Here is a 24,787-nt window from a genome sequence, read left to right on the forward strand (position 1 = left end):
CGGCGCCCTCAGGGCTGTTATTGTTCGCGGAAGGCACGGGACATGCTGTCCCGCACAGGTTTGATCAGATACTCAAAGAACGTCCGTTCCTCGGTCTGGATCATGACCTCGGCGGGCATCCCCGGCACCGGTACAAAGGCGCTGGCCCGTTCATACTCTTCCGGGGGCAGGCCGATATGGGCGACATAGACCTCGCGGGAGGTGCCATCGGAGGTGTCGGTGATCGAGTCCGCAGAAACGTACCGCACCCGGCCCGTCAGCACCGGGGTTGTGCGTTGGTTCAGCGCCGAGAGCCGAATGGTGGTGGCTTGCCCGAGGGTAATACTGTCGATGTCGGTGCGGGGAATGAGCGCCTCGATCAGCAGGGGCGCATCAGCGGGCAGGATTTCCGCGATCGGCTTGCCGCTTTCGATCACGCCGCCTGCACTGTGGTAATACATCCGGACCACCGTGCCACTCACAGGTGCGATCACGGTGGAGCGCGACAGCACATCCTGTGCCTTGCGGGATTGCTCCCGGATCGAGTCCAGCTCGGCCTGGATCGCCTGCAGCTCGTCCAGCGCATCCTGGCGCCGATCCGAACGCAATTTGTCGATCTCCAGCTCGAATTTCAGGCGGGCGCGCTCGATTTCGGCGATTTCCGCCTCGAGACGCGCAATATGGCCGTTGGTTTCCAGCACGGCGCGGTGAACCGAATTGTACTCAGGGCGCCGGATCAGGCCACTGTCGAGGAGCTCCTGTTTGTCCGCAAGTTCCTCGTCAAGGCTGATGGCGCGTTCGCGATAGGCGTTCAGCTGCGCCGCATAGCCCTCGCTGCGGATCACCAGCGAGTCCATGCCGTTGTGCAGAATGGCAAGCTCACTTTCCTGAAGCCGGCGCGCGGAATCGAAGGTCAGGCGCTGGTCGGCAAGCAGATCGGTCACCTCCGCGTTTTCCGACGCAAGCCGCAAGAGATTGGGCGGAAAACTGACATTGCGGTCGGCGCGATACTCGGCGCGGACACGGGCTTCGGCGGCTTCCAGGCGCGCACGGCGCAATTCGAGCTCACGGAGATCCGCCTGCGCCGCCGTCTGGTTCAACTGGATGAGTTCATCGCCCTTCTGCACGCGATCCCCTTCCGACACCAGAATGTCGGCGATGATGCCCCCTTCCAGGTGCTGAACGATCTTGTTGCGGCCGGTGGCGACAAACGACCCCTGCGAGATCACGGCGGCGGCCAGCGGGGCGCGGAACGCCCAGGCACCAAACCCGCCGAATGCGGTCACGAACAGTGCGATGCCAAAGATGGCGTGCTTGCGGATCGAGCGCGGAACCTCGTGATGCCATTCCTGAATGTTGACGCTGTCAGTCATCACTGTTGTCCCCCGTTGGGAGCGGCGCCGTTGTCGAGACCGGGCGCCTGCCCTTGTTGAAAGCCCGCCAATTGCTTCAGGACGGTGTCGCGGGCACCGATCATGGCCACGTTGCCCCCGGACAGAAGCATGATCTTGTCGACGGTGCCCAGCAGTGTCGGTTTCTGCGTGATGACGACCACCGTGATCTTGTTGCGTTTGGCGTGTTCGATGGCGCGGGCCAGGGCCTTGTCGCCTGCCACATCGAGATTGGAGTTCGGCTCGTCGAGAACCAGGAGGCGCGGATCTCCAAAGAAGGCCCGGGCCAGCGCGATGCGCTGTTTCTGTCCCCCCGACAGAGGAGAGCCATCCGCAGCCACCATGGTTTCATAGCCCTGCGGCAGCGATGCGATCATGTCGTGCACATCGGCCAGAACCGCAGCCCGATGAATTTGTTCATCCGTTGCATCCTGGCGCATCCGGGCGATGTTGTCCTTGATCGACCCGGGAAACAGTTGAACATCCTGCGGCAGGTAGCCGATGTTTTCGCCCAGCTGGCGCGGGTCCCAATTGCGCAGATCCATCAGGTCCAGGCGCACGTTGCCGGAGGTCGGCAGGATCGACCCCACAAGCATCTTGCCGAGGGTCGTCTTGCCGGCGCCCGAATTGCCGATCACCGCCAGCGTGTCGCCGGGATCAAGCGAGAAGCTGATGGCGTTCAGCACCACCTGCTTGGTGCCGCCCGGCACATAGAGCAGCCGTTCCACATCGAGCCGACCTTCGGGCTGAGGCAGCCAGAGGCGCTCGAACTGGAAGCCGGACCGGGTCAGAAGCTGGGCAATGCGCCCATAGGCCGAGCGGGAGAGCAGAAAGGCGTTCCAGCCTTCGATGGCGCCCTCCACCGGGGCCAGGGCGCGGCCGGCGATGATGGAGGCGGCGATCACCATGCCGCCGGTGATTTCGCCCTGAATGGCCAGATAGGCCCCCCAGCCGAGCATCCCCACCTGGGTCAGCAGTCGCACTCCGCGCGAGAAGGTCGCGGAGATCACATTGCGGTCCTGCGCGCAGACCTGAGCCGTGAGTGAAGCGGCTGTGTCCCGACCCCATATGGTGACCGCTTCGGGGATCATCGCCAATGCATTGATGATCTGGCTGTTGCGGGTCATGGAGTCGAGATGCAGGTTGGCCCGTGACTGGGCCTGGTTGGCCTGCGCAAAGGGCTTTGCCGTGAGCCTCTGGTTGATCACTGCGATCACCAGAAGCACGACCGCGGTCGTGATCACGATAAATCCCAGGTGGGGATGCACGAGAAAGATGGCCAGCATGAAAAGCGGCGCAAAGGGGACGTCGAGGAAGGCCATCAGGGTTCCGGACGTCAGGAAACTGCGCACCTGCTGCAAATCACCGAGGGCCTGATATTCCCGGCCGGAACTGTGCAAGGAGGCATGCGCCGCCGCGCTCAGGATCGGGGCGCCCAATCTGGCGGCGACCTCGACCGCGGTGCGCATCAGCATGAAGCGGCGGACCGCATCAAAGACCGATTGCAGGACCACTGCGGCGGCGATCACCAGTGTCAGCATGATCAGCGTGTCGACGGAGCGGCTGGTCAGCACGCGGTCCGAAATCTGGAACAGGTAGATGGGGATTGCCAGGACCAGAATATTGGTCGCACAGGTCATCAACATCACAAAACCCATGTTGCGGCGGACGGCGACCATGCCCTCCCGCAGGCTCTTTTCAAAATTCTGCGGACCCAGCCGTCGGTGAAACCGGGCGCCGCCGTTACCGCCGCCGCCGCCACCGTTGCCTGAACCCCCAGCGGGGGGCTGCGGTCCGCCGGCTTTGGTTGCGGGGGGGCGCGCGTTGGCGCGCGCTTCGAGCGGCGGCGTGCCAAACCCTTTGACCATCGGATCCATGCGGGCTTCGTCCTCGGTCCGGCGGGCTTCTTCATCGCGCCGGGCTGTTTCCGGCGCAGATGTATCGGGGTCCGGGGCGGCGGATGTGGCCGCGGAGTCCTGTTCCGTGGCCGCGACCGTCGTTTCCGGCCCTGGTGCTGTTGTACCGGGTGCGGGTGCTGGGTCGGCCTGGGGCGCGCCTTGTGGTGGCGCGCTGAGGTTTGCGTCGGAAGGCACCGTGCCAGGCGCCGAGCCCGCTGCTGTGTCCGCCGTTTTGTCCGTGGGGGCGACGGTTTCGTGCTGGGATGTTTCCACCGGTGCGGGCGCACCTTCAGCGGGGGAGCTGGGGGCAGTCCCGGCGACAGGCTCGGGCGCATGCTGCGGAGCGGTGTCCGGGCCTGTGGCAGATTGATCTGGGTCTGGAGCGGGCATCGCGGGGCGCGCATCGACAGGTGCATCCGAAGCTTCGTCAGCGCGTGTGCCGGTTGACGTGTCGCAGTTTCGCGCTTGGTCGGACTGATCCGCAGGCGCTACATCGCCCAGATCGCGCAGGGGCGCTGGCACAGGGTCGCCCGCGGCGGCAGGTGGGGCCTCGGCCTGCGGCTGCATTGCGCCGGGGCCTTTTGCCGGTGGCGGGCAGGGGGCGGTTTTCGCGTTGTCCTCGGGGGCTTTGCGCTCCTGGGGATTTTCCAGCTTCCATGTGTCCCGAAGCTTCAGCGGGAGCGGGGTCGGCGCGACCGGCGAGCTGTTCAGCGCCAGGGCGGAGGTGTCGCTTGCGGGGACGGGCCTGCCACCGCTCTGGACAAGGGACGAGGTGGCTTTTGCCTGCCACTCCCGCATTTCGGGCATCGAGTCACAGGCCTTCGCTTCGGCCGCGCCGCTGTTTCTGAAAATCTTCACTTTTCCCCCCGTAAGTCCCTTGCTGTAATTAAGCGAGCATTGTCTGCATCACGTCGCTATGGATCGGTCCATCCTGCGCGATGGAGGTCTCTCCGACGCTTATGTCCTCGGCATTGCTCGGTTGTGTGTTGAGATCGTCAGACAGAAACGCGACGGCTTCGCTGGCCAGCCCGTCGATGCTGTCGGGTGCGAGAAACACGTCCGTGGGCGGCAGATCCTCTGCGATCAGGTTGGCTTGATAGAGGACGGCATCTGAATAGACCTCGCCCCCTGCAAAGACTTCGGACGCCATGCCCACATCAATCAGATGCGCATCATTCACCGCGGCATTGAGGCCGGTGTGAATGGTGGTTCCGAGCCCGTCCTCGGCGCCCCCCGTGATCAGATCGCCGTCCGACAGGATGTTCAGTTGCGAGAGCAGATGCACATCCAGAAGGTCGCCGCTGATATAGAGCACATTGAGCACGGGTTGCGATTGCAGGGCGCTGTTGCCGATCAGCGGCGAGATGTCTGACCCGCCCGCGCCAAAGCTGTCCAGCACCGACTGGAACGTGGCCGTCATCCCGCTGAACGTGTCCAGCGCGGTGTGGGTGATCGACGCCGAATTCATCAACGCATTGCCGCCCGTGCTGGTGTCCGAAGCAGCGGATGTCGTGCCGCCCGTGGAAAATAGTCCGTCTCCGGTCCCGCCCGGCAGCACATCCTGGGGGGCGCCACTGGCGAAGTAGTCCCAATCCAGAACGATATTGGTCTGCTGTACGATGTACTGGGAGATCATGTCGCCTCCCACCAGGATCAGATCGAACCCCATCGCCTGAGAGAACAGCGCGTTGGTGTTGAGCAGCATATTGCCGCCGAGATCGATCCAGCTTTCGGTGGCGGAGGTGGTCACCTGCACGGCGTCATCATCCACTGCCGAGTTGATCTGACGCGTCCAGCTGAAGTTGATGAGGTCACCGTCGATGGTGGAAACCGCAACCATGCCGGGGGCGGGGCCGCCTCCTGCGGGGCCGGTTGCGGGGGCCGCGGGCTGGGCGCCCGGCAGGCTGGGCGAGCCGCTGAACGCGGCGCTGTTCTGCAAGAGGTTCTCTGCACCGGGCGAGGCTGAAACATCCAGCAGCACGTTGACCTGACTGATCATGTCAAAGCTGGCAACGCTCCCGGCCACGGCAATGACAGGCGCGTCAACGCCCCCCGTGACGCTGGAGGCTGCATTGATGGCAACATTGCCGCCCGTCACCACGGTATGAGCGGCGGGGGAGGCCGTTGCCGTCTCAGAAGGCGAGACCGGGTCCGTTTCGGTGTCCGGCGGCGTTGTCGTGGCGATATCTTCCTGGGGGAGCCCCACAACGCCCGAGCCTTCGATTGCCGTACCGGGCTGGGGGGCGGAGGAAGAGGCTGTCGTGGTGCCCGCCGTGGCCGAGGCCGTCGTCGTCGCCGCGCTCTCTTCATCGTCATCTTCTTGGGGCACATCCGGAAGCAGCTCTGTCCAGATTGGCAGCTCCTCATGCTCGACCCCGTTGACGGTCACGATCTGTGTGTCGCTTCCGGTGGCAAGGTGGATCGAGGCGCCATCCGCTGTTTCGATCTGCGCCTCGGCGAGCGCAACAAGGGTTTCAACCTGGGCTTCTATTTCGAACACGTCCATCTCTGCAAAGGCCGAGCCATCCGTCAGATCCAGTATCTGGAGGGCTTCGGCGCTTGCTTTCAGCTCCTGCATCAGCTGTGTCTGGACGGTGTTCCAGGCGTCCTGAGTGGCAGGGTCGATGCTGATGGTGTCACGATCCGAAAGGTGGTTCTCCTGCCAGGTGAAGTGGATGCTGCCGCCGGGCGGCGGAACCTCGAGCACGAACGGGCCGGAAATCGGTGCGGGGCCGGCCGCGACGATTGCCTCTCCGGGCAGGTTCGGGGCGTCCGGGATCATGGGGGCCTTGATCTGCGGCAATCCGATCTCAGAGGAGACCGCCGTGGCCACCGCCGCCTTGTGCAGCTGAGCATGCGGATTGTGGACGAGGGGATCGTGGCCTTCGGGCGAAAAATTGATGTCCCGGTTTGTGCTGTGTGAAATCAGAGGATCAAGGTCATTGGACGTCTCGGCGGCCTTGAAGCTGTCATAGTCCAGCCGTCCGCGCGCTGTTTCCGTCACGAGCTGAAAGAGCCCGATGAAATATGCGATCGTCTCTGTGACCTTGTCGAGTAACATCGCAACAATACCATACACTGCCGGATAATTCGGCGACTAAGTCGGCACGCGCGGGGCACGCGCGTGCCGGTTTTTTCTGCGGTCCGGGACCGCGCCGGGGACGATTACGCGTCGTCTTCGCCGGTCATCGAGTAGGACGAGGTCAGGTTCTGACCCACAGTGGTCATGTCCACTGTGTTGCCCAGCACGTTGGCGCCCATCGCGATCGACTGGTTGAACGCCGTGGTGTCGAGGATCGCATCGGCCGACGCGGAGGACGTGCCGTTGACGAAGCCGTCATCACCGTTGTGGGAGCCCCACATGCCGCCGCTGCCGCCAGCACCGCCGTCACCGCCGGATGCATTGCCAGCCGCGCCACCGGTCGAGGACGAGTTGGTCGGACCAACCGAGGTGCCGCCGTTGTAGGCGCCGCCGCCGAAGCCGCCCATGCCGGAAACCCCTGCATGGCCGCCGTCACCACCGATCGCACCTGAAGAGGCGCCTCCGGAAATGCCGATGCCACCCGCCTGGGCCGCGGACCCCGCCGCTGCGATCGCCGCCGCTGCGTCACCGCCTTCAAGGAAGTCCAGAAGACCAAGGTCAAATCCGCCTTCCGCTGCGGCTGCGCCGGCATTGGCACCACTTTGTGCTGCTCCGATGCCCGCGCCGATGCTGGCTGCGATCGAACCCGCATCACCTGCGTCGCCGCTGGTTGCGGAGCCGTTGTTGTTGCCGCCAGAGCCGCCATTGGTGTTGCCACCGTCGGCCCAGCCACCAAAGGCCGCACCAAGGCCTTCACCACCAGCAGAGGCTGCTGCCCCGCCGGAAGACCCGCTGCCGCCGTCGGCATTGATGCCGTCGTCCGCATTGGCGTTGCCGCCGTTGGCGCTGCCGCTGTTGTTGAAGTTGCCGTTGTCATTGCTGACATCCGGGTCGTTCAGCGTGTCGTTGTCGCTGAGATGGTTGCCCATCACATTGACGGTTGCCACATCGTTGCCGGCACCGTTGAGCGAATTGTTCAGGATGCGCTCGACGTTGATGTCGTCGCCGATGTCATAGTGCAGCGCGCCTTGTGCCATCAGCACGTCACCGACGCTGGCACCGCCAGACACATCGACATCCGCAAAATCACCATCATCGGGCATGTAGCCTTCCAGCCCAACGCCAACATCCACGGTCACGTTCGTGTTGGTGTTGGTGTTATGGTTGCTGTTGGAGTTGTTGGTGTTGTTGTTGGTGTCGGTGTTGGTATTGGAATTGCTGTCCGAATTGGCGTTGGCATTGGCATTGGTGTTGGTATCGCTGTCGGTATTGGTGTTCCAGTTACCGTTCGCGTTTCCGTTGGCATTGCCATTGCCGTTGAGGCTCAGGTTGCCGTTCATGTTCCCGTTGCCGTTCAGGTTCAGGTTTTCACTGGACTGGGACTGATCTTGTCCCTGACCCTGACCCTGGTCTTGACCCTGGCCCTGACCCTGCGCTTGCAGCTCGGCCTGACCCTGGCCCTGAAGCTGGCCCTGACCCTGGAGTTGCGCGAAGAAGTGATGGGGATGTCTTCCACCTGACATGATTGAAATTCCTTCTATGTCGAAGGCCCGATCCTGCCGCGCGTCATCTGTAAAGCGGCCATTTCCCGGGCGGTTGGTTAAAGGCGAGGAACAAACCTCGGCCTCCCTGTCGGTCCGGCCTGAATAATGTGAGGGAACCGGCGCCGAGCACCCAGAAAGAGGGTGCAGGATCAGACTGACGCAGAGCAGGAAAGCGAACTAGCTAGCCGAAGGATCAGGGCCGGCATTGACCGCCAAGGCATTGAACTTTTGCAAAAACGCGATTCTTTCCGGGCGAAGATCTATATCTTTCGGAGCGGTGCCGGATTGATTCTCTGTAAACCCAGACGCAACTTTTGCGAGAAGTCAACTCGGGTCGGATCCGCTTTTAGATTAAACAATGTCAAATCGCCAAGATTTCAATTTTCGTAAATTTGACGCTAGATCATAAGCTTAGCTTTGTGATTGATGAGTTTAAACAGTCGGTTAACACATCTCAGCTTGCCCAAATGGTTTATGAAATGTTAATGGTGACGTGAGGGAAATCGCCTGAATAGCTTAATGAGTTGAGGCTCCGAGCATGTGCTGGGAGCCAGGGTCAGAAGTATGGCCCATGTGTCTGAGTGCGATTTGGAGGCTGCCATTATGAATACTGTATGTATTGCCATTGTCGGCAACGGGCTCACCGTGTCCGCGAAATGCGAAGAGCTTATTAAACTGGAATTTCCCGGAACTGAAATAATACGCGTACAGGCCGTAGACGAGCTGGAGGTGATACACCCCGGTCCGATCAAGCTGGCGCTGATCGAGCAGGAAGTGTTTACCGGCGTGGACAGCGGCGGGGTGGACAACCTGGAGCGATGCCCGGCGGAACGTGTGGCGCTGGCCTATCTCGATGAAGATCTGGCGCTGAGGTTTCTGGATCAGATCCAGGCCCGCGATGATGTCGGTCGCTTCGGCTTTCTCCCGATGAACCTGCAGTATGATTGCTGGGCGTCGATGCTGCGGCTGCTGTTCCTGGGCCAATGCTGTGTGCCGCAGGTGTTCCTGACGCGACAGGGAGAAGCAGTCCCGGCCGCCACGCTCTCGATGCCGAGCCGCAAGGCAAACCGGCTGACGCCAAGAGAGCGCGAAATCCTGGAGCTGGTCGCAAGTGGCAAACAGAACAAGCTGATCGCAGTTGATCTCGATCTCTCTGAACATACGGTCAAGCTGCACATGCATCATATCATCAAGAAACTTGGTGTGCGCAATCGGACGGAGGCGGCCGGCGTCTTTCTCAGCCGTGCTTCGGGCGGGGTATGACACCACAAGAGGGCGATCCCCATTTCTCGCAGTTGCTGATGCAGGTGGGGCGCCTCAACTACACGTGGACCAATACCGAGAGCGTGTTGATCCATCTGATCGCCGGGCTGATCGGAACCGATACGGAAACCGCGCTGGTGGTGTTCCTGACCCTGAATACGACACGCGCGCGGGTCGAACTGGTGGAGCGCCTGGTGAAACTGGAGCATGTTGATCCGGAGTTGCGACGGCGCGTGCTTTCGGCGACGCGCGACATGATGCGGCAATCCGCCCTGCGCAATCGCTACAACCACTGCATCTACTCGTTCGACAAGGATGCCGGCACAACCCGGACCATCCTGATGCGGATCGCGGATCGCAAGGACAAGCTGAAAATTGGCCAGACGGAAGATGTCGACGATACAGCCATTGCGGGAATCGAACACGCCATCGAAAGCCTGCACGCGGTCAATCGGGATATTTGGGCGATCGTGCTCGATTTCGGGTTTCCGACGTAGGATCCGGATTCACCCCGCCTGAAATATCGGTGCGTACTCTCGGTTTTTCAGAGCGTTATCTTGTGGCCAGTCTTATTTCTTTGCCCGACGAACTCACTGAATGGGGTGGGCTGTCTTGCGATGGAAACCTGTGCGATGATAATTGGCGTGCATATAGTCTCAATTTTAATAAACTTGGACTTTATACAATTTTAAGTTTAGTACTCTGTTAAGCAATATTTCCCAATCTGCGGGACATGGGTCTGGGCATGACGAATGCTCAGAACAGTGTTCCTACTGAGCAGGATGGTGAAATGACGAGTGATATTTTTAAATCTGTAATGGCCATCTTGGCGGTGGCCTCCGTTTCCGCGTGTGGGAGCGCGCGCAGTTTTGACAGCAACTCTGTCAATCGCGTCAGCACCCGTCTGAGCGTGCAAGATGATTTGCCCAACCTGACCCGCGCGACAGTGGCACCGCATCAGGAACAAATCATGAACGCCTTTCTGACCGGCTACAGCTACTGGGACAACACCCCCCGTGGCTCTGCCCAGATTGCGCGTCCGGTGATCCATCGGTCCGCGGGTGGTGTGGGGACCTATGACGACCCCGTCACACTTGCCGTCGGTCACGTCAAGAGAGGCGGGCGCAGCATCATGGATTACCCCGCTGGAACCCGCTTTTATATCGAGCGGCTGCGTAAATACGCCATCGTTGAGGATCTGTGCGGGGATGGTCCTCGGCCCCAGGAGGGCCCCTGCCACAGTGGCCACAAAGGGCACGACTGGATCGACATCTATGTGGGCGGCCGGGGCTATGACGAAGCTTCTGTTGACGCCTGCATGCGTCACATCACGGGGATTCAGCCCGTGATCTTGAATCCGCGCCCCGGCTATCCGGTGTTCCCTGGTGAAATTTCGGCAACCGGATGTCGGACGTTCTGATTGGGGCTGAACTGGGGATCAAAGCCGCCTGAACCTCCCGGGGATCATCCCAACGCGTTCAAGTGATGCGCGATCCCCTGGAGTATGATGCTGTTGGTATTGAGGTCTGAATACTGCTTCGTGGCTTGCCCTGTTTCCACAAAGATGCTGGAGGAGAACCCGTTCTCCGTCTTTGCGGTGGCACGTACAAAGTTGCGCAACCGGTCGGAATAGGCGTGCGGCTGATACGCCGACCACAGATAGGCGGCTTTGCTGCTGACGGCGAGGTGGGATCTGGCGAACTCGGGCGTTCTGTACTCGGGTTCGCGGCCGACCGTGTCCATTGCCCAGGTGCGCGTCGGCGCGTCCAGCTGCAGGCCCTGGTACAGAAACCACGGGCTGCGGTCGATGGGACCTTCTGATACACAGATCAACCGGCCGCTGTCCTGATACTCCTCGATCTGTGTCGAAAAAAGGACATCTGCGAGATAGGCGCTTTCCGGCGACATGCCGAGCTCCATGGCCTCGAGCAGCAATGGTTCCGCACCAAAGGGGCCAATTCTGGCGGCGGCTTCCAGTAGCGCCATCTGGCCGTCGGTGGCAGATCGACCAGAGAAGACCTCGTAAGGTGAACGCACCTCCAGCCCCCAGCGCCGAAACGCCAGGGCGGCGTAGTGGGCGCAATGGGACACGATCGTCGACTTGAGCGTGCCGTCGATGACCGAGTGGATCTCGCCATCGAAGATGACCTTGTCGAGGTCGTAATTCGCGACCAGTTCCTGTAGCTCATCGCCAAAGGTGCTGTGCCGACGCAGATTGTCCAAGGCTGCCAAGAGCCGACCGGCGTCGCACCCGTCGAAGTTCTTGTTGCCCCACTTCAGCCTATCGGTCCGGATCCAGCCTTGCGGCAGGCGCCGATCCTGTGAAACGCGTCCGACGATATTGGGCAGAATGCGGCGAATGGCCGTGTCATGCTGGTTGGCGTCGATCAAGCCGATCTGCTTTGCCGCGACGAGTGCATTTATCTGACTGCCCACGTCCCACATAGTGACGGTTTCATGCAGCCGGCCGCCGGGGGAGAAATTCACCGTTGCCGGGCACAGACCGGTTTCGGGATGGGTGAACCTTTCAATATAGCGCCAGGCGACCTGCGCATCCTCCAGCAGCTCTTCGCGGGTGGGTGCCGTGTCACGAGGGTGCCGGGTCAGCAATCCCGGCTGCGCAGCGGCGACCCGTCGGTGTCGGGTGGGGATCGGCCCCTTGGGCGCGAGCAGGCGTGCACGTTCCGGCAGGGATTGGAACGTCGTGACCGTGTCGGCCCTCAGGGCGGACAGGGCATCACTCAGCTCGCGTAGGGCGACGGCCGAGGCAAAGGGCGCCGGAGAAATCTGCACGCAGAGATCTCGGATGCCCGCAAAGGCCTGTGCCACGCCGGCTGCGCTGACAGGCGCAGAAAGGCGCCGCAAGGGCAGGGTGAGCGCGCCGTCGGCTGCCAGACCGGCTGCCGCGTTTGGTCCGGTGGGGAACCGGACAGCGATGCCGGTGGCCAGGGGCCGGGTGGTGCGGATGCCGGTGCTGTGGTCGGACGCCAGAAATTCGATCGGATGGGGCGGGGGCCATCCCTCCTGCGCTTCCTCATCTGTGGCACCGCGCTCCAGCGGTATCCAAAGTCCGGTTTCGACACTGTCTTTGGTGTCACCGCGATCCGGCCCCACCGTGAAGGGGATTTCAAGCGCGTCAAGTCGCGCCGTCAGAGCCGCAAAGCCCGCCTGGGCGGTGGTCTCTTCGGGCAGCGGTTCGAGGATATGAAGGCTGACCAGCCTGCGGAACTGGTAGTTGTCACGCAGTTGCAGGTCGGCAAGCGGCAGCAGTGAAAAGCGCCCCTCGAGTTCCTGATCCGCAAGCGTCTCTGCGAAGTTGGCCGCAGCGGGAATAACCTCTGCCATCGGCAGGCGCGAAAACGACGGCGCCGACAGATAGTGGATGGTCTGTGTGGCGGCCTCTTCAAAGGGCGGTGCAGGACGCGCGTCAATCCGGCTGCGGAAGCCGCCGAACAACCGCACGACGCCATTGTCCCAGGTTTGGGACCGCGTGGGGGCGCTGTGGTCCGGAATGACCAGCACATTGATCAGGCCGGCCGTCCGCACCGCTTCCGGAGAGGCGGGGCGGGGTGCCTCATGACAGGCGATGGTCTGGATCGGAACCGGAGCGGAGCGGGCCTGTTCTGCAGGGCGCAGCATCTGCGTCAGCGCGGCCAGCGCGTCATGGGCCGCGCGCGCCTGAAAATGCGGCGACAGACTTGCCAGGTCCGGCACGAACGGTGCGATTTCGATACCGCTGCCCCCCAGAACATAGCCGGACAGCAGACGCGACAGCGCATGGTTGCCATCCAGGGCGCGGCCGGTCTCGTCAAAGGGGTGCACCAGGCATGTGACGGGGATGTTGCGCTCCCAGAAGGCATCCAGAACCGCAATCAACTGCGGCACAGCGGTGCGGGAATCGATGCCCGAAATGACCGGATAGCTCTGGGGGGCGACAGCGCCGAGGAAATCGGAGGCGAGGCTCCGGATCGGCATCAGGCCAGCGCTGGCGGCCACGGTTTTCAAAAAGTGCCGGCGTCTCATGCGCCCCCCGTCGCGAGACTGTAGTCGCGTCCCAGTCGTTTCTGTGTTCCCCAGCTCGCAAGGCGCCCGGTCACCGCGCGCAGGATCGCCCGGATAACAGAGTAATACAGCAGCGGGCGATAGAACACACGATGGATCGGGAACAGCAGCAAGGACCAGAGGCTCTCATCCTCGTCTCGCGCCAGCGCAAATGCGGCGATCAGGATCTCGAGGGCCGGGAGGGTGAGATAGGCCCAAAGGTAATGCGTGGGCTGGGCGGCAAGCGTGGTGTCAAGCTCGCCCCAGCCGCCGGCAACCAAATTGTAGAGCAGGACCAGCACAAACAGATCAGCGATCGGTGCCAGAAGCGGGAAGAGGTAGCCGAAGATAAACATGTCGGGAATGGAGATCAGCCCGACCATGCGGCCTTCGAAAAAGGCACGTTTGTGCTTCCACGCGCTTTGGAACATGCCAAACGACCAGCGCAGCCGCTGCTTGAGCAATTGGCCGATGCGCTCGGGGACTTCGGTGTAGCCGCGGGCGCGGGGCTCGTAGACGACGCGGTATCCGGCCCGGTTGACCTGAATGGTCAGGTCGGTGTCTTCGGTCATGGTGGCATCACTGAACAGCCCGGCCTTGCGCAGCGCGGAGCGCCGCCAGGCGCCCAATGCACCGGGTACGACAAGGATGCCATTGATCAGATCGAAGGCCCGGCGGTCGACATTTTGCGACGTGGCGTATTCGAACGCTTGCAGCCGGGTCAGCAGATTGACCTTGTTGCCAGCCATGATCTTGCCCGCGACCGCGCCGACCTTCGGGTCGTTGAACTGTTTGACCAGATGACGGATCGCGCTGCGCTCGATCTGGGTGTCGGCATCGATGCAGACCACGATCTCGGCGTCGACGTTCAGCAGGGCCCGGTTCAATGCGCTCCACTTGCCCTGATTGGGCTGGGAAATCAGGCGCACGTCCTGTTTGTGGCTGAAGCGGAACACTTCTGTCAGCGTATTGTCCGAAGACCCATCATCCACCACGATGATCTCCAGATTGCGATAGTCGCTGGCGCGGACGCTTTCGATACAGGTGCGGATCACTTTTTCCTCGTTGTGGGCCGGGATGATAACGGCAACGCGCGGTTCCACCAGGCTGACGGGACGACGCCCGCGCCAGTTCAGGACCGAGAGGACAAGCACGGCCAGCGAACGGGTGATGCCAATGGCCAGCGCCACCCAGAAGGCGGTCACGACCGCATGGCGCATCCAGGCGACCATGGAAAACGACACCCGGTCAAGCGTCTGATATCCACCCTCGGCCACCGGCATGATGTCGGCGCGTGTGGTGTTTGCCAGGTTCGCCAGCGTGGTGAAGCTGTATCCCGTGTCGCGCAGGCCGGAAATGATGAGCGGCAGCGCCTCGACCGTTGCGGAACGATCTTTGCCACCGTCATGCAGAAGGATCATGTTGCCGCGATCATTCTGCACCTCGGAGATGACGAAATCCGCGATCTCGCGCGCGCTCCAGCCGTCCCAGTCGCGCGGGACTATATCCATGCCCACGACTTCCAGTCCCCGGTCCAGGGCCGGTTCCAGTGACGCGACGCGGGCGGCGCTGATCGGGCCGCCGCTGCGCTGGAACGGTTCACGATAGAGCATGGCCTTGCGTCCGACCGCACCGGCAATGATCTTGTCGAGCAGCGAGAACTCCAGATCGACACGGGTTCGCGAGATCTGGTCCATTCGCGGGTGTGAAAACGTGTGAGCCCCGATCTCGTGCCCCTCATCGACGATGCGGCGCAGCACATCCGGCGCTTCCATGACCGCAGATCCGGTGACAAAGAACGCTGCCGGTACGGATTCCGCCTCTAGGATATCAAGCACCTGTGGCGAAAACTCAGGATGCGGGCCGTCGTCAAAGGTCAATGCCACCTGTTTGCCTTCGGGTTTGCCATAGCGTTCAAGCGCGTAGGGGCGGGGCATCAGGTCGTAGCTCTGCGCTGTCACCCGCCCGGTTTCGTCATCGATACGCACTTGCCGAATGCCCGGAGAGAGCCGCTGCTTGAGTTTCAGAAACGCCCCTTCGCCGGAGTATTGGACAAAGTTTTTCAGCTGCACCAGCGCCAGCGCTGCGCTCAGTTCATCGGCGGAGCTGCCGCGGTTTCGCAACACCGTCCAGACGCCGGGGTCTTCTTGGCCGAGCGACCAGATGCCGGTGCTGGCGATCCCCAGGTCGGTCAGCGTGGCGAGCTGGTTCTGTATGGACGCTGCGTCCTGCATCCAGATTTTGTGCTGACGCCCGTTTGCATCCCGAAAGGAGCTGAGACTGCCAGAGACCTTCGCGCTGTAGCGCAGCTTTGCGCCTGTGGCCGCAATTTTGTCCATGGCCTCTGCGTAGGGCATCGTCCGCGGCATCGGCACCCCGGAGGTCCATTCAACGGCAAAGCTGCCAAGCGCGACCACCAGTTTGTCCTTGCCGAGTGTCTCTGCGGCTGCCTTTGCCGTTTCGGCGAACCAGGCATCCGGCGCCAGCGGTGCAGGTGCCGCACCGACCCAGGGTTCGTGAAAGAGCTTCAGGATGACGGTGTCGAACAGATCTGTGGCTTCCGGGGTCCGCCACAGGGCGTCGGTCCCGCTCAGGATCAGACAGGCCGTGAAACCGTCTGCGTCAAACCGGTTTGCCAGCGTTTCCAAGAAGGGCAGCAGCCGGGGCAGGTCCGCTTCGTTGAAGTCAAGGATGTTCAGGCAGGCCCCCTGCGCATAGAGCAGGGTCAGCGTCGTGGCGAGCTCGGTCGCCATGCGCGTGGCGGTGTCCGGCGTGCTCAACGCGGTGAAAAAGGCCTCTTTCTGCGGGCCGGGATCAATCATGACCGTTGGCATCAGGTCCGGTGTGGCGGCGGATTGCGCCCGGAAGTCCTCTACCATCACGCGGCTTTCGGCGCTTTCGAGGGTGAGAGCCGGGCCGGTGGCGTCTGCTTCGATACGCAGCCAGTCCGGCACCAGGACCCCGATCTGCTCGCAGCTGTCGGGCAGGGACAGGTGCGCCCAATCATAGGTGCTGGGCACATGGGCAAAGACTACCGGCGCCGCCGCATCCGCCATGGCGGCAAAATAGGGCTGCTCGGTCGGGGCACAACGCGTGTCACGTTTCGGTGCCGCTGCAAGAGATGCGAGCTGCACATCCGGTGGCAGCGTCCGGTCAAACGTCTCCAGTGGGTCCTGACGATCCTCTCGGGACCAATAGGCACTGACATCCTGGAACGCGGTTTGCCAGGACAGGGCGCCGTTCAGAAACAGTGCAAGCCAGGCCAGCGCGACGGCAAGAAGCAAGATCACCGCCTGCAGCAGGCGCCGCCGGCGTATCTGTTTCGGGTCGGCAAAGACCTTGCCGGTCTCGGAGCTGACCGTCAGCTTCTCGTAGTGGAATGCAAATCTGTTCACAGGGATTGCTCCCCGCAAACTGCCGGCATCACAGCCTCACGCGACAAGCGCACGCCTGCCGCAATTGTACCCTGCACAATTGCTCGCACGGTCCCCCACAAAACCGGTATCGGTCCCAAGCTGCCGCCCGCCGCCCTGCGGCGAAGGTCCCCACCCGTGAAGCGGCAGCGTGGGATCCATTGATCTATGCCCAGCAGACTTCCGCCGATCAGACCAAATGTCAAAATTGTCTTTATATTAGCGAGAAATTGCGAGAAATTTTAATGAACTTGTGGTGATAATCCGCGAGATCCAGCCCGATTGTTGCCCGATCATGGCCCAGTCTGGCCTTTGGAGCGCGCGGAAATACACTTTCGAATCGCGGCGCTACACTTTTCGGGTTTTGGGCGATGCGGGGCGCGGGGCCCCGACTGTCGGGCGCGGCTATCGTGAGGGACGCACTGCGCGGGGTCAGAGTGTGAGGAGCTTCTTGTACATATCGATCAGGAAGGCCTCGGCTTCCTCGTATCTCTCTTGCAGCTTCGCCGGGGCGATTTCCTCGATCTGCACGTCGAAATCCGCATAGTGCTGGGTGGTGGCCCAGATGGAAAACAGCAGGTGATGCGGATCGACCCTGGCCATGCGCTGATCCTGCATCCAGCCCTCCAGGACCTGGATCTTGGCGTTGAACAGTTCCTTGAGCGGGCCAAAAATCTCGCTGCGGGATTGCGGCAGGCCGCTGAGGATCTCATTGGCAAAGAACTTGCTCTCCTTGGGGAAGTTCTTTGAAATCTCCAGCTTGCGGCGGATGTAGTGACAGATTTCTTCCACCGGATCGCCGTGGGGGCTGAGCATGCTGAGCGGCGCCATCCACAGTTGCAGCGTGCGCGACAGGAGTTCCTTGCGGATCGCGTCCTTGCTCTCGAAATAATAGAGCAGGTTGGGCGTGGTCAGCCCTGCCGTTTTGGCGATCATGTTGATGGAGGCGCCCGATGACCCGTGAAGGGCAAAAACTTCCAGAGCCGCAGTCAGGATTTGCTCGGTTTTTTGACGCTGAATCTTGGTTCTGGGTTTTGCATCTGACATGCGCGCCATCTAACGGATCCGCCATTTGTAAGCTGAAATAAAGTTGCGCACCTATTGGCACATGTCAAAGCGCGTGACTAGCGCCCGTGGGCGAGCGGGGCTGGAAAAGGGGGCGATTGGAAATCCAACGGGGTGACATTTGCGTGAGCCAAAAAACAGGCGGGCAACATGTGCCCGCCTGCTGGCCAGTTGTCTCGGGGAGTTGTGAGGTCAGGATGCGGCCAGTGAAGCTTTTTTGGCGGCGGCTTCTTGTTGGAACACCGGGATGATCTTTTCGCCGTAATCGGCGATGATTTTCTCTTCATCTCCGCTGTCGAGGTAGATGTTGAACTGGGTGGTCCCGGCGGCCTCCAGATCGCGCAGCTTGGCGATATGTTCGTCCGGGGTGCCCAGCACGCAGAAGCTCTTCACGATGTCTTCGGTGATGAAGTCCAGATAGGGGTTATCGCTCTGGCCGTGCTTGGAATAGTCATAGCCTTTGCGGTTCTTGATGTAGTCGGTCAGGCTGGTCGGTACGTGATCGCCGTCGGTGCCGTATTTCTCCACGATGTCAGCGACATGGTTGCCGACCATGGCAGGGAACCACTTGGTCTTCTCGATGCCTTCCTCGATCGGGCCGGTGTGCGCAGGCGCGGCCGCCATCACGCGATAGCTCGACATATCGCGGCCTTCCGCTTCGCCGCCGGCCTTGGCCTGATCTGCCAGCCATTTGACGATCTTGGGTTCTGCGATCTGCAGCACCACGCCGTCGCCCACCTTGCCAGCCGAGGCCAGCGCCTTGGGGCCATAGGCACCAATCCAGACCGGCAGCTCATAACCGCTGGCCCAAGGGAACTTCACTGGTTCCGGGCATTCGCCATATTGAACCTCTTCGCCGCGGATCAGGGATTTCACCACATGGGTGAATTCTTCCATCCGCTTGATCGTCGAGGGTTTCTTGCCCATCACGCGCACGGCGCTGTCACCGCGCCCGAGGCCAATGTCGAAGCGGCCGCCGGACTGTTTGGCGAGCGAGCCGAACAGCGAGGCTGCAACCGACCATTCGCGCGAGTTGGGGTTGGTGACCAGCGGGCCAAAACGCATGTTTTCCGTGTGCTCCATGCACATCGCCATCGCCACGAAGCTCTCGCGCCACAGGATGTGGCTGTCGTAGAACCAGCAATAGGTGAAGCCTGCATTCTCGGCCTGACGCACAAGGGCGCGGGCGCGGTCAGGTTCAACGAAGCCTTTGAAACAAATTCCGAATTCCATGTCTTCCTCCGTGTTGGAATAGGTTTTTATGCTGTGTGGGTTTAGTGATCGGGGGCGCAGATGCGGATGCCCGCATGGGTGAAGGGCACCGCCTTTGAGATGTTCTGACGGATCAGGATCGGGGTGATCGCCTCGATGCAGCGGGCAGATTGTGCATCACCTGCATTGTAGGTCTGCACATCCAGCGCGCCGACCAGCTCCATCACCTGTTTGCGGGCGGGCAGGCTGTTGCCGCAGATCAGGATGTCGCAGTTGATATCCCAATCGAGGTTGTTGAGCGTGGTGGCGGAGACATTGTGCAACGCGCCCACCACCGGGATCTCATCGCCAAGCAAGGCCTGTGCGGCCTCGGTGGCAGAGCCTTCTGGCGGCATATCGACCTTTTTCGGGTCGCCCTCGGCCAGTGGCACCACGATATCGACAAGGATCTTGTCCGCGAGGTGCGGTTTGAGCGTCGTGAGTGTTGCGTTGTGGGCTGACCAAGGCACGGCGCAGATCACCATCTGATCGGCGGCTTGCGTCGCCTCGACATTGCCAAGGCCGGAGATTTCGGCAGAGCCTTCGGGCAGTTTCTGCATCAGCTCGGCGGCGATCCCGGCACTGCGCTCGGCGTCGCGAGAGCCAAGGGCGACCTCAATCCCAGCGCGGGCAAACCGCAGTGCCAGACCCTGTCCTTGCGGCCCGGTGCCGCCAATGATCGCGATCTTCATCTGAACATATCCTCCTGTTTTTTCCTGAGTATGTCGGCGCCGCGGCTGTCGGCGGGCTGCCAGTCGAGCCCGCGCAACAGCACAGCCGGGGTGCGCCCGTTCTTGCGCACCACGAGGCCGGTGGCGGCGGCGATTTCATCGGCAAATGCCGGTTCGGTGACCTCCAGCGGGCGGCCCCACGCGTCCAGATTGCCCTGTTCGCGGATGGTGGCGGGCACCTTGGAAAGGCCGATCGCCACATTGACCTGACCCAGCCGCCATGGCCTGCCGAAGGTGTCGGTCATCACCACGCCGATACGGGCATCAAAGTGCTCCGCCAGATCACGCTGCAGCCGCGCGCAGCTTGCGTCCGGGTCTTTGGGCAGCACCATGGCGGCGTCTTCTTCGCCGAAATTGGACTGATCCACCGCCGCATTGGCCGAAATGAACCCAAGCCGGTGTTCGCAGATCATCGTCCCCTCGTTCTGGTCGGGGCGTTTGAACGAGCGCACGACGCGGGTGCTTTCGCGCAGGACCACCTCGACCTTGCGGGGGTCTTTGTTCAGCTCTTCGCCATACCGAAGGGCCTCGGGTGAGGGCGTCACGCTGGCAAGCGGAATGATGCAGCCCTCGGCCTTGGAAAAGACCTTCTGCGCCACGCTGAGAATGTCGCCGTCCCGCAAGGGAAGATCGGCTTTGCTCAGGCAGTCGGCGAATATGGCCGAGAGATTGTCGCCGTTTTGAATGTCGGGCACGCCGGGCAGGGCGATGAGGGTGACGCTCAGGCTCATAGGGTGGCCTCCTGCGCAAGGAGTTGCGGGTTGCGGGCGAGCAGGTGGCCGAGGTCCTCAACGGTGTCGACATCGATCCGCAGGCTCTCGAGCGGCAGGATGACGGGCCAAAGCCCGGCCCGTTCTGCCGCGCGGCGGTGATGCACCACGGAGTTGGGGCCATACTGAAACCGAAACGGGCAGGGCAGCGGGGCCAAGAGCGCATTGGTGCCCAGATCCGCCGATGGGCAAAACACGGCGCGCCCTTGCGCGAGGTCGTGGCTCAGCAAGCGGGCAAGATCGCAAGCCTTGGGCGCGGCGAGATCACCGGGCAGGATGCAGATTGCATTGTAGCCTTGGCGCGCGCCCCATGCGGCGGCCACTTCCAGTGATTGAGACAGGCCGTCGAGGCCCTCGTCATCAATCAGGGCGACGCCTGCGCGCCTGGCGATGCGGGAAATCTCCGGACTGGAGGTGAGTACCGCGATGTCGGCGCTGCCGTGGGGCAGCAACATAAGCGCCTCGGACAGGTGATTGAGCGTTGCCCGAAACAGCGCCAGAGCGATGCCTGCGCGCCCGTTGGCATCCAGCGCCGCGCCGAGCCGGGTCTTGGCGCGAGAGGGGTCTTTCATCGGGATGACCACCAGCCGCTTTTGCGTGAGGGCCGTCATGCGGCGGCTCCTTTGCGGGCATGGTCGTGATGGAAGTCGACGATTTCACGCGCCATGCGTGTTTTATCTTTGAGATCGCGCATCAGGATCGCAGAGCAGATCGGCGTTGGACCGATGGTTTGGATCTCTGGCGCAAGGGCGGCATCGACGTGGTCGATGAACAGCGCGTCCACCACACCACGGTAGCGCTGGGCAACCCCTACCGCGTCTGCCCGTTCGCCAAGAGCCGCCATCATCCTGTCGGCGGGGCCTTTGACGACCTTGCCCGCGATAAAGGGGCTGACCGCCACCTTGGGCGCGCGGGCGGAGTTTACCGCTTCGCCAATGCCCGGAATGCTAAGGATCGGCGCGATACTGACCAGCGGGTTTGAGGGCGCAATGACGATCAGATCGGCGGAGGTGATCGCGGCCAGTGCCTCTGGGGTTGGTTTTGCCTGCGTGATGCCGTCAAAGGACAGCTCCCGCACATCGGGCGCGCAGCGTTCGCGAACGAAATATTCCTGAAAGCTGAGCCAGCCCGCATCGGTGCGCACACGGGTTTGCACTTGGTCATCCGTGGGCAGCAGGATCTCGGCACCGACGCCAAAGGCGCGGGCGACGTCGCGGGCGATGTCGCTGGGGCGATCCCCCTTCAGGCGGCGCTGTGTGCGATAAATATGCAGGCCAAAGTCCCGATCCCCAAGCGACATCCAAGTGTCTGCCCGGAGGGTTTTTAAGGTCTCGAGCGCCCGGTGGCCCTCATCAGCGACACCCCAGCCCTGTTGGCGGTCGATCACATCGGCAAGGCTATATGTCAGCGTATCGATATCGGGCGAGACCCACAGCCCGTGAAAGCTGTCGTCATCCGCCACATTGCCAATCACGCTGAGCGCCACATCCGGTAGCGCGGCCAACCCTTCGGCCATCTTTGCCCCGCCGACGCCCCCCGCAAGGAGTGTGACCTTTGTTTGGGATGTGTCGCTCATTCCGCGGCCTCCAGCGTGGTGCTGCGTTCTGGGAACATCTGGAGGAAATCCAGCGGGTTGCGCCCGCGACGATCCACCAATGGGGCCAGATCCTCTGGGTCGTGATCGTCATAGATGTCGCGCACCTCGTAGATGGTGTTGCGGCGCACCGGCACCCGGCCAGCGGCGCGGATCATCTGGACCAGTTCCTTTGCGGTGATTTCCTGCCCGTGATCGGAGCCCGCCGCGCGCGAGATGCTCTCATTCATCAAGGTGCCGCCAAGGTCGTTGACGCCACGCGCCAGCATCTGCTGGGCGCGGGCCGCGCCGAGCTTGGTCCAGCTGACCTGAATATTGTCGATCCAGCCGTGCAGCATGATGCGCGAGACCGCATGCATCAGATCGACCTCCAGCGCGGTGGGGCCGGGGCGGACCTTGTCGGGGTTTTCCGACCACAGAGGCGACTCGGTATGGACAAAGGACAGCGGCACCAGTTCGGTAAAGCCGCCGGTGTCTTTCTGGATGTCGCGCAGCAGGCGGATATGCGCGGCCCAATGTTCGGGCGCGTCAATATGGCCGTACATGATGGTTGCCGTGGTGGGGATGCCGACCTCATGCGCGGCGCGGATGATCTCCACCCATTTCTCGGCGCTGAGCTTGTTCTTGGTCAGTTGCAGGCGCACTTCGGTGTCGAGGATTTCGGCCGCAGTGCCCGGCATAGAGCCAAGGCCCGCGTCCTTCAGGTCCGCGAGGAAGTCGTGATAGGACATCTTGGTCTTGGACGCGCCATACCAGATCTCGAAGGGGGAGAAGGCGTGAATATGCATGTCCGGCAGCGCCGCCTTAATGGCGCGCACGATGTCGCGGTAATAGGTGCCTTCCATCTTGGGGTGCAGACCGCCCTGAATGCAGACCTCAGTGCCGCCGCGATCCCAGGCTTCTTGCGCGCGCTCTACCACCTGTTCGGGTGAGAGCCATTCGGCCCCCGCGTCCTCGCTGCGCTTGGCAAAGCCGCAGAACCGGCAGCCCATGTAGCAGATATTGGTGAAGTTGATATTGCGATTGACCACAAAGGAAACGTGATCGCCGTTGGTGCGTCGACGCAGCTCATTTGCGGTGCGATACACGGCTTCCGCATCTGCACCGCTGGTTTTAAAGAGGCTGACGCCTTCGGCTTCGCTAACCTCGCCGCCGCTCAGGGCCTTGTCGAGGATTTGCCGGATCGGGGCGGAGGCGCCATCGGTCAGGGCGTGTACTGCTGCTGTCGGGGATTCAATCGTTTGCCGGATGGTCATGCGGTCTCTCCCATATGCCGTTGTTCGCGGGCCAGCCCATTGGTGCCGGCCATGCCATGGGCGCGGCGCAGGACGGCGGGGTTGATGAAATCGGTCTCTTTGGTCAGGTAGCGGGGATAGACGGTCAGCCTTTCGCGCAGCTCAAATCCGGCCTCCGTGCAGGACCGATCCAGCGACCGGATTTCCGGCCATTCATGTTGTGGGTTGATAAAGTCGATGGTGACCGGCGAAATGCCGCCCCAATCGTTGATGCCGGCCTCAAGATAGGCGATGTGACGCGCGCTGAGATTGGGGGGCGCTTGCAGGCTGATGTCCGGTGACAGGATGATCCGCGCCGCTGCAATGGTGCGCAGCATGTCCTCCAGTGTGGGCTCCGGGTGCTGCGCCATCTCGATATCGGGTTTGCGCTGAAAATTCTGGATGATCACTTCTTGGATGTGGCCGTGGCGGGCATGGGCTGCGTTGATCGCGTGCAGCGCCTCGATGCGCTCGGCAAAGCTCTCGCCAATCCCGATCAACAGACCGGTGGTGAAGGGCACCTGTTTCTCGCCTGCGCGTTCCAGCGTGCGCAAGCGCTGGACCGGCACCTTGTCGGGGCAGGCAAAATGCGGATGGCCCCGGCGGGTCAGGCGACGGCTGACGGTTTCCAGCATCATCCCCATGGAGGCCGCGACCGGGCGCAAAACGTCGATTTCATCGTCGGTGAGCGTGCCCGCATTCACATGCGGCAGGAGCGTGGTCTCCTTCAGCACCAGCTCGCACATGTCGCGCAGGTAGTCGTTGAGGCGGCTGTACCCAAGCCGTTCCAGCCCCGCGCGGGCCTTGGCATAGCGCAGTTCCGGCTTTTCTCCGAGGCTGAACAACAGCTCTTTGCAGCCCTCCTGTTCGCCCTTTTGCGCGGTCGCCAGAACCTCCTCCGGCGTCATGATATTGGCCTCGGGCGAGTCCGGGTGTTTGACGAAGGTGCAATAGCCGCAGGTGTCGCGACACATGTTGGTCAGAGGCACGAATGCCTTGCGCGAATAGGTGATCGTCCGGCCCCATTGGGCATCACGGATTTGGGCCGCGCGGCTCATCAAGGCGCGCAGATCTCCCGCCTCCGCCCAGGCCGTGCCTGTGCTGAGCGATTGGGTATTCATGGTGTCCTCCCTGCCTCAAGGATTGTGGGTCAGGGTGGCAGCTGTCAAATATTTTTTTAGCTGTAGATCAAAAAATGAAACATACGGATGTGAGTGAAGTGGTTAAGCAGTTGATAAATTATGACATAAAAATCATCTTCTGAAATTTATTGACTACTAAGTAAAACAATCAAATACTCCCTCTTGCTCGTGACGGTCCTTTGGGAGGAGGGCTGTCACGCTAAGGGAGGACATCAAAGTGCGAATAGGAACGCCGCGAGAGTTGGCGACTGGCGAGTCGCGTGTAGCGATGACGCCAGCCTCGGCCAAGGATCTTCAGAAGCTGGGGTTTGAGTGCTGTATCGAGGCTGGCGCGGGTGAGGCTGCGGGG

The 24,787-nt window shown here is 61.9% G+C and carries 19 protein-coding genes; 5 read left to right on the plus strand and 14 right to left on the minus strand.

The annotated features are described in order from the left end of the window. Nucleotides 1–17 precede the first annotated feature (17 nt). The 4 genes from MHM88_RS15060 to MHM88_RS15075 all read right to left on the minus strand — a co-directional run bounded on the left by MHM88_RS15060 (nucleotide 18) and on the right by MHM88_RS15075 (nucleotide 7,690). Entirely contained in the window at nucleotides 18–1,352 is a 1,335-nt protein-coding gene (locus MHM88_RS15060) for an HlyD family type I secretion periplasmic adaptor subunit (RefSeq protein WP_239323143.1), read from the minus strand. Further along, nucleotides 1,352–4,126, minus strand: coding sequence for a type I secretion system permease/ATPase (locus tag MHM88_RS15065; RefSeq protein WP_239366999.1), 2,775 nt, complete (start codon nucleotides 4,124–4,126; stop codon nucleotides 1,352–1,354). The genes MHM88_RS15060 and MHM88_RS15065 overlap by 1 nt, the downstream gene beginning before the upstream one ends. Before the next feature lie 28 nt (nucleotides 4,127–4,154). Then, nucleotides 4,155–6,329, minus strand: coding sequence for a hypothetical protein (locus tag MHM88_RS15070; protein WP_239367001.1), 2,175 nt, complete (start codon nucleotides 6,327–6,329; stop codon nucleotides 4,155–4,157). Between the two features lie 104 nt (nucleotides 6,330–6,433). Beyond that, nucleotides 6,434–7,690, minus strand: a complete 1,257-nt coding sequence (locus MHM88_RS15075) for a hypothetical protein (protein WP_239367024.1) — start codon at nucleotides 7,688–7,690, stop codon at nucleotides 6,434–6,436. Between the two features lie 48 nt (nucleotides 7,691–7,738). Here MHM88_RS15075 and MHM88_RS23135 point away from each other — a divergent pair, with 48 nt between their 5' ends. The 4 genes from MHM88_RS23135 (at nucleotide 7,739) to MHM88_RS15090 (ending at nucleotide 10,577) form a co-directional block, all read left to right on the plus strand. After that, complete coding sequence (locus MHM88_RS23135) at nucleotides 7,739–7,870, plus strand: hypothetical protein (RefSeq protein WP_255729723.1); 132 nt, start codon at nucleotides 7,739–7,741, stop codon at nucleotides 7,868–7,870. A 588-nt stretch (nucleotides 7,871–8,458) separates the two neighbouring features. Further along, complete coding sequence (locus tag MHM88_RS15080; RefSeq protein WP_239367027.1) at nucleotides 8,459–9,157, plus strand: helix-turn-helix transcriptional regulator; 699 nt, start codon at nucleotides 8,459–8,461, stop codon at nucleotides 9,155–9,157. Further along, nucleotides 9,154–9,654 (plus strand): hypothetical protein, encoded by a 501-nt coding sequence (locus MHM88_RS15085; RefSeq protein WP_239323138.1) that lies wholly within the window; start codon nucleotides 9,154–9,156, stop codon nucleotides 9,652–9,654. The genes MHM88_RS15080 and MHM88_RS15085 overlap by 4 nt, the downstream gene beginning before the upstream one ends. A 248-nt stretch (nucleotides 9,655–9,902) precedes the next feature. Beyond that, nucleotides 9,903–10,577, plus strand: a complete 675-nt coding sequence (locus tag MHM88_RS15090; RefSeq protein ID WP_239367030.1) for a hypothetical protein — start codon at nucleotides 9,903–9,905, stop codon at nucleotides 10,575–10,577. 44 nt (nucleotides 10,578–10,621) lie between these two features. Here MHM88_RS15090 and MHM88_RS15095 read toward each other — a convergent pair whose 3' ends face one another. The 10 genes from MHM88_RS15095 to cofG form a co-directional block, all read right to left on the minus strand. Further along, nucleotides 10,622–13,180, minus strand: coding sequence for a DUF3131 domain-containing protein (locus MHM88_RS15095; protein ID WP_239367033.1), 2,559 nt, complete (start codon nucleotides 13,178–13,180; stop codon nucleotides 10,622–10,624). Then, entirely contained in the window at nucleotides 13,177–16,593 is a 3,417-nt protein-coding gene (locus tag MHM88_RS15100; RefSeq protein WP_239367036.1) for a glycosyltransferase, read from the minus strand. The genes MHM88_RS15095 and MHM88_RS15100 overlap by 4 nt, the downstream gene beginning before the upstream one ends. A gap of 450 nt (nucleotides 16,594–17,043) precedes the next feature. After that, nucleotides 17,044–17,667 (minus strand): TetR family transcriptional regulator C-terminal domain-containing protein, encoded by a 624-nt coding sequence (locus tag MHM88_RS15105; protein WP_239323134.1) that lies wholly within the window; start codon nucleotides 17,665–17,667, stop codon nucleotides 17,044–17,046. A 201-nt stretch (nucleotides 17,668–17,868) separates the two neighbouring features. Continuing rightward, on the minus strand, nucleotides 17,869–18,909 hold the full coding sequence (locus MHM88_RS15110) for a TIGR03842 family LLM class F420-dependent oxidoreductase (protein ID WP_168577381.1): 1,041 nt from the start codon (nucleotides 18,907–18,909) through the stop codon (nucleotides 17,869–17,871). A 41-nt stretch (nucleotides 18,910–18,950) separates the two neighbouring features. Beyond that, nucleotides 18,951–19,619: an NADPH-dependent F420 reductase gene (gene npdG, locus MHM88_RS15115; protein ID WP_239367039.1), complete on the minus strand. Its 669-nt coding sequence runs from the start codon at nucleotides 19,617–19,619 to the stop codon at nucleotides 18,951–18,953. After that, complete coding sequence (cofE, locus tag MHM88_RS15120; protein ID WP_239367059.1) at nucleotides 19,616–20,389, minus strand: coenzyme F420-0:L-glutamate ligase; 774 nt, start codon at nucleotides 20,387–20,389, stop codon at nucleotides 19,616–19,618. The genes npdG and cofE overlap by 4 nt, the downstream gene beginning before the upstream one ends. Then, nucleotides 20,386–21,039 carry a 2-phospho-L-lactate guanylyltransferase gene (cofC, locus tag MHM88_RS15125; protein WP_239367062.1) on the minus strand — a complete coding sequence of 218 codons (654 nt, stop codon included), beginning with the start codon at nucleotides 21,037–21,039 and terminating at the stop codon, nucleotides 20,386–20,388. Before cofC ends, cofE begins: the two co-directional genes overlap by 4 nt. Continuing rightward, entirely contained in the window at nucleotides 21,036–22,004 is a 969-nt protein-coding gene (cofD, locus tag MHM88_RS15130; protein ID WP_239367065.1) for a 2-phospho-L-lactate transferase, read from the minus strand. The genes cofC and cofD overlap by 4 nt, the downstream gene beginning before the upstream one ends. Then, nucleotides 22,001–23,278, minus strand: coding sequence for a 5-amino-6-(D-ribitylamino)uracil--L-tyrosine 4-hydroxyphenyl transferase CofH (gene cofH / locus MHM88_RS15135; RefSeq protein WP_239367068.1), 1,278 nt, complete (start codon nucleotides 23,276–23,278; stop codon nucleotides 22,001–22,003). The genes cofD and cofH overlap by 4 nt, the downstream gene beginning before the upstream one ends. After that, entirely contained in the window at nucleotides 23,275–24,417 is a 1,143-nt protein-coding gene (gene cofG, locus MHM88_RS15140; RefSeq protein WP_239367071.1) for a 7,8-didemethyl-8-hydroxy-5-deazariboflavin synthase CofG, read from the minus strand. The genes cofH and cofG overlap by 4 nt, the downstream gene beginning before the upstream one ends. Before the next feature lie 238 nt (nucleotides 24,418–24,655). Here cofG and MHM88_RS15145 point away from each other — a divergent pair. After that, nucleotides 24,656–24,787: hypothetical protein (locus MHM88_RS15145; protein ID WP_239367110.1), on the plus strand; the 132-nt coding region annotated here is incomplete at its 3' end.

The sequence above is a fragment of the Epibacterium sp. MM17-32 genome, from assembly GCF_022348205.1.
Lineage (GTDB): Bacteria > Pseudomonadota > Alphaproteobacteria > Rhodobacterales > Rhodobacteraceae > Epibacterium.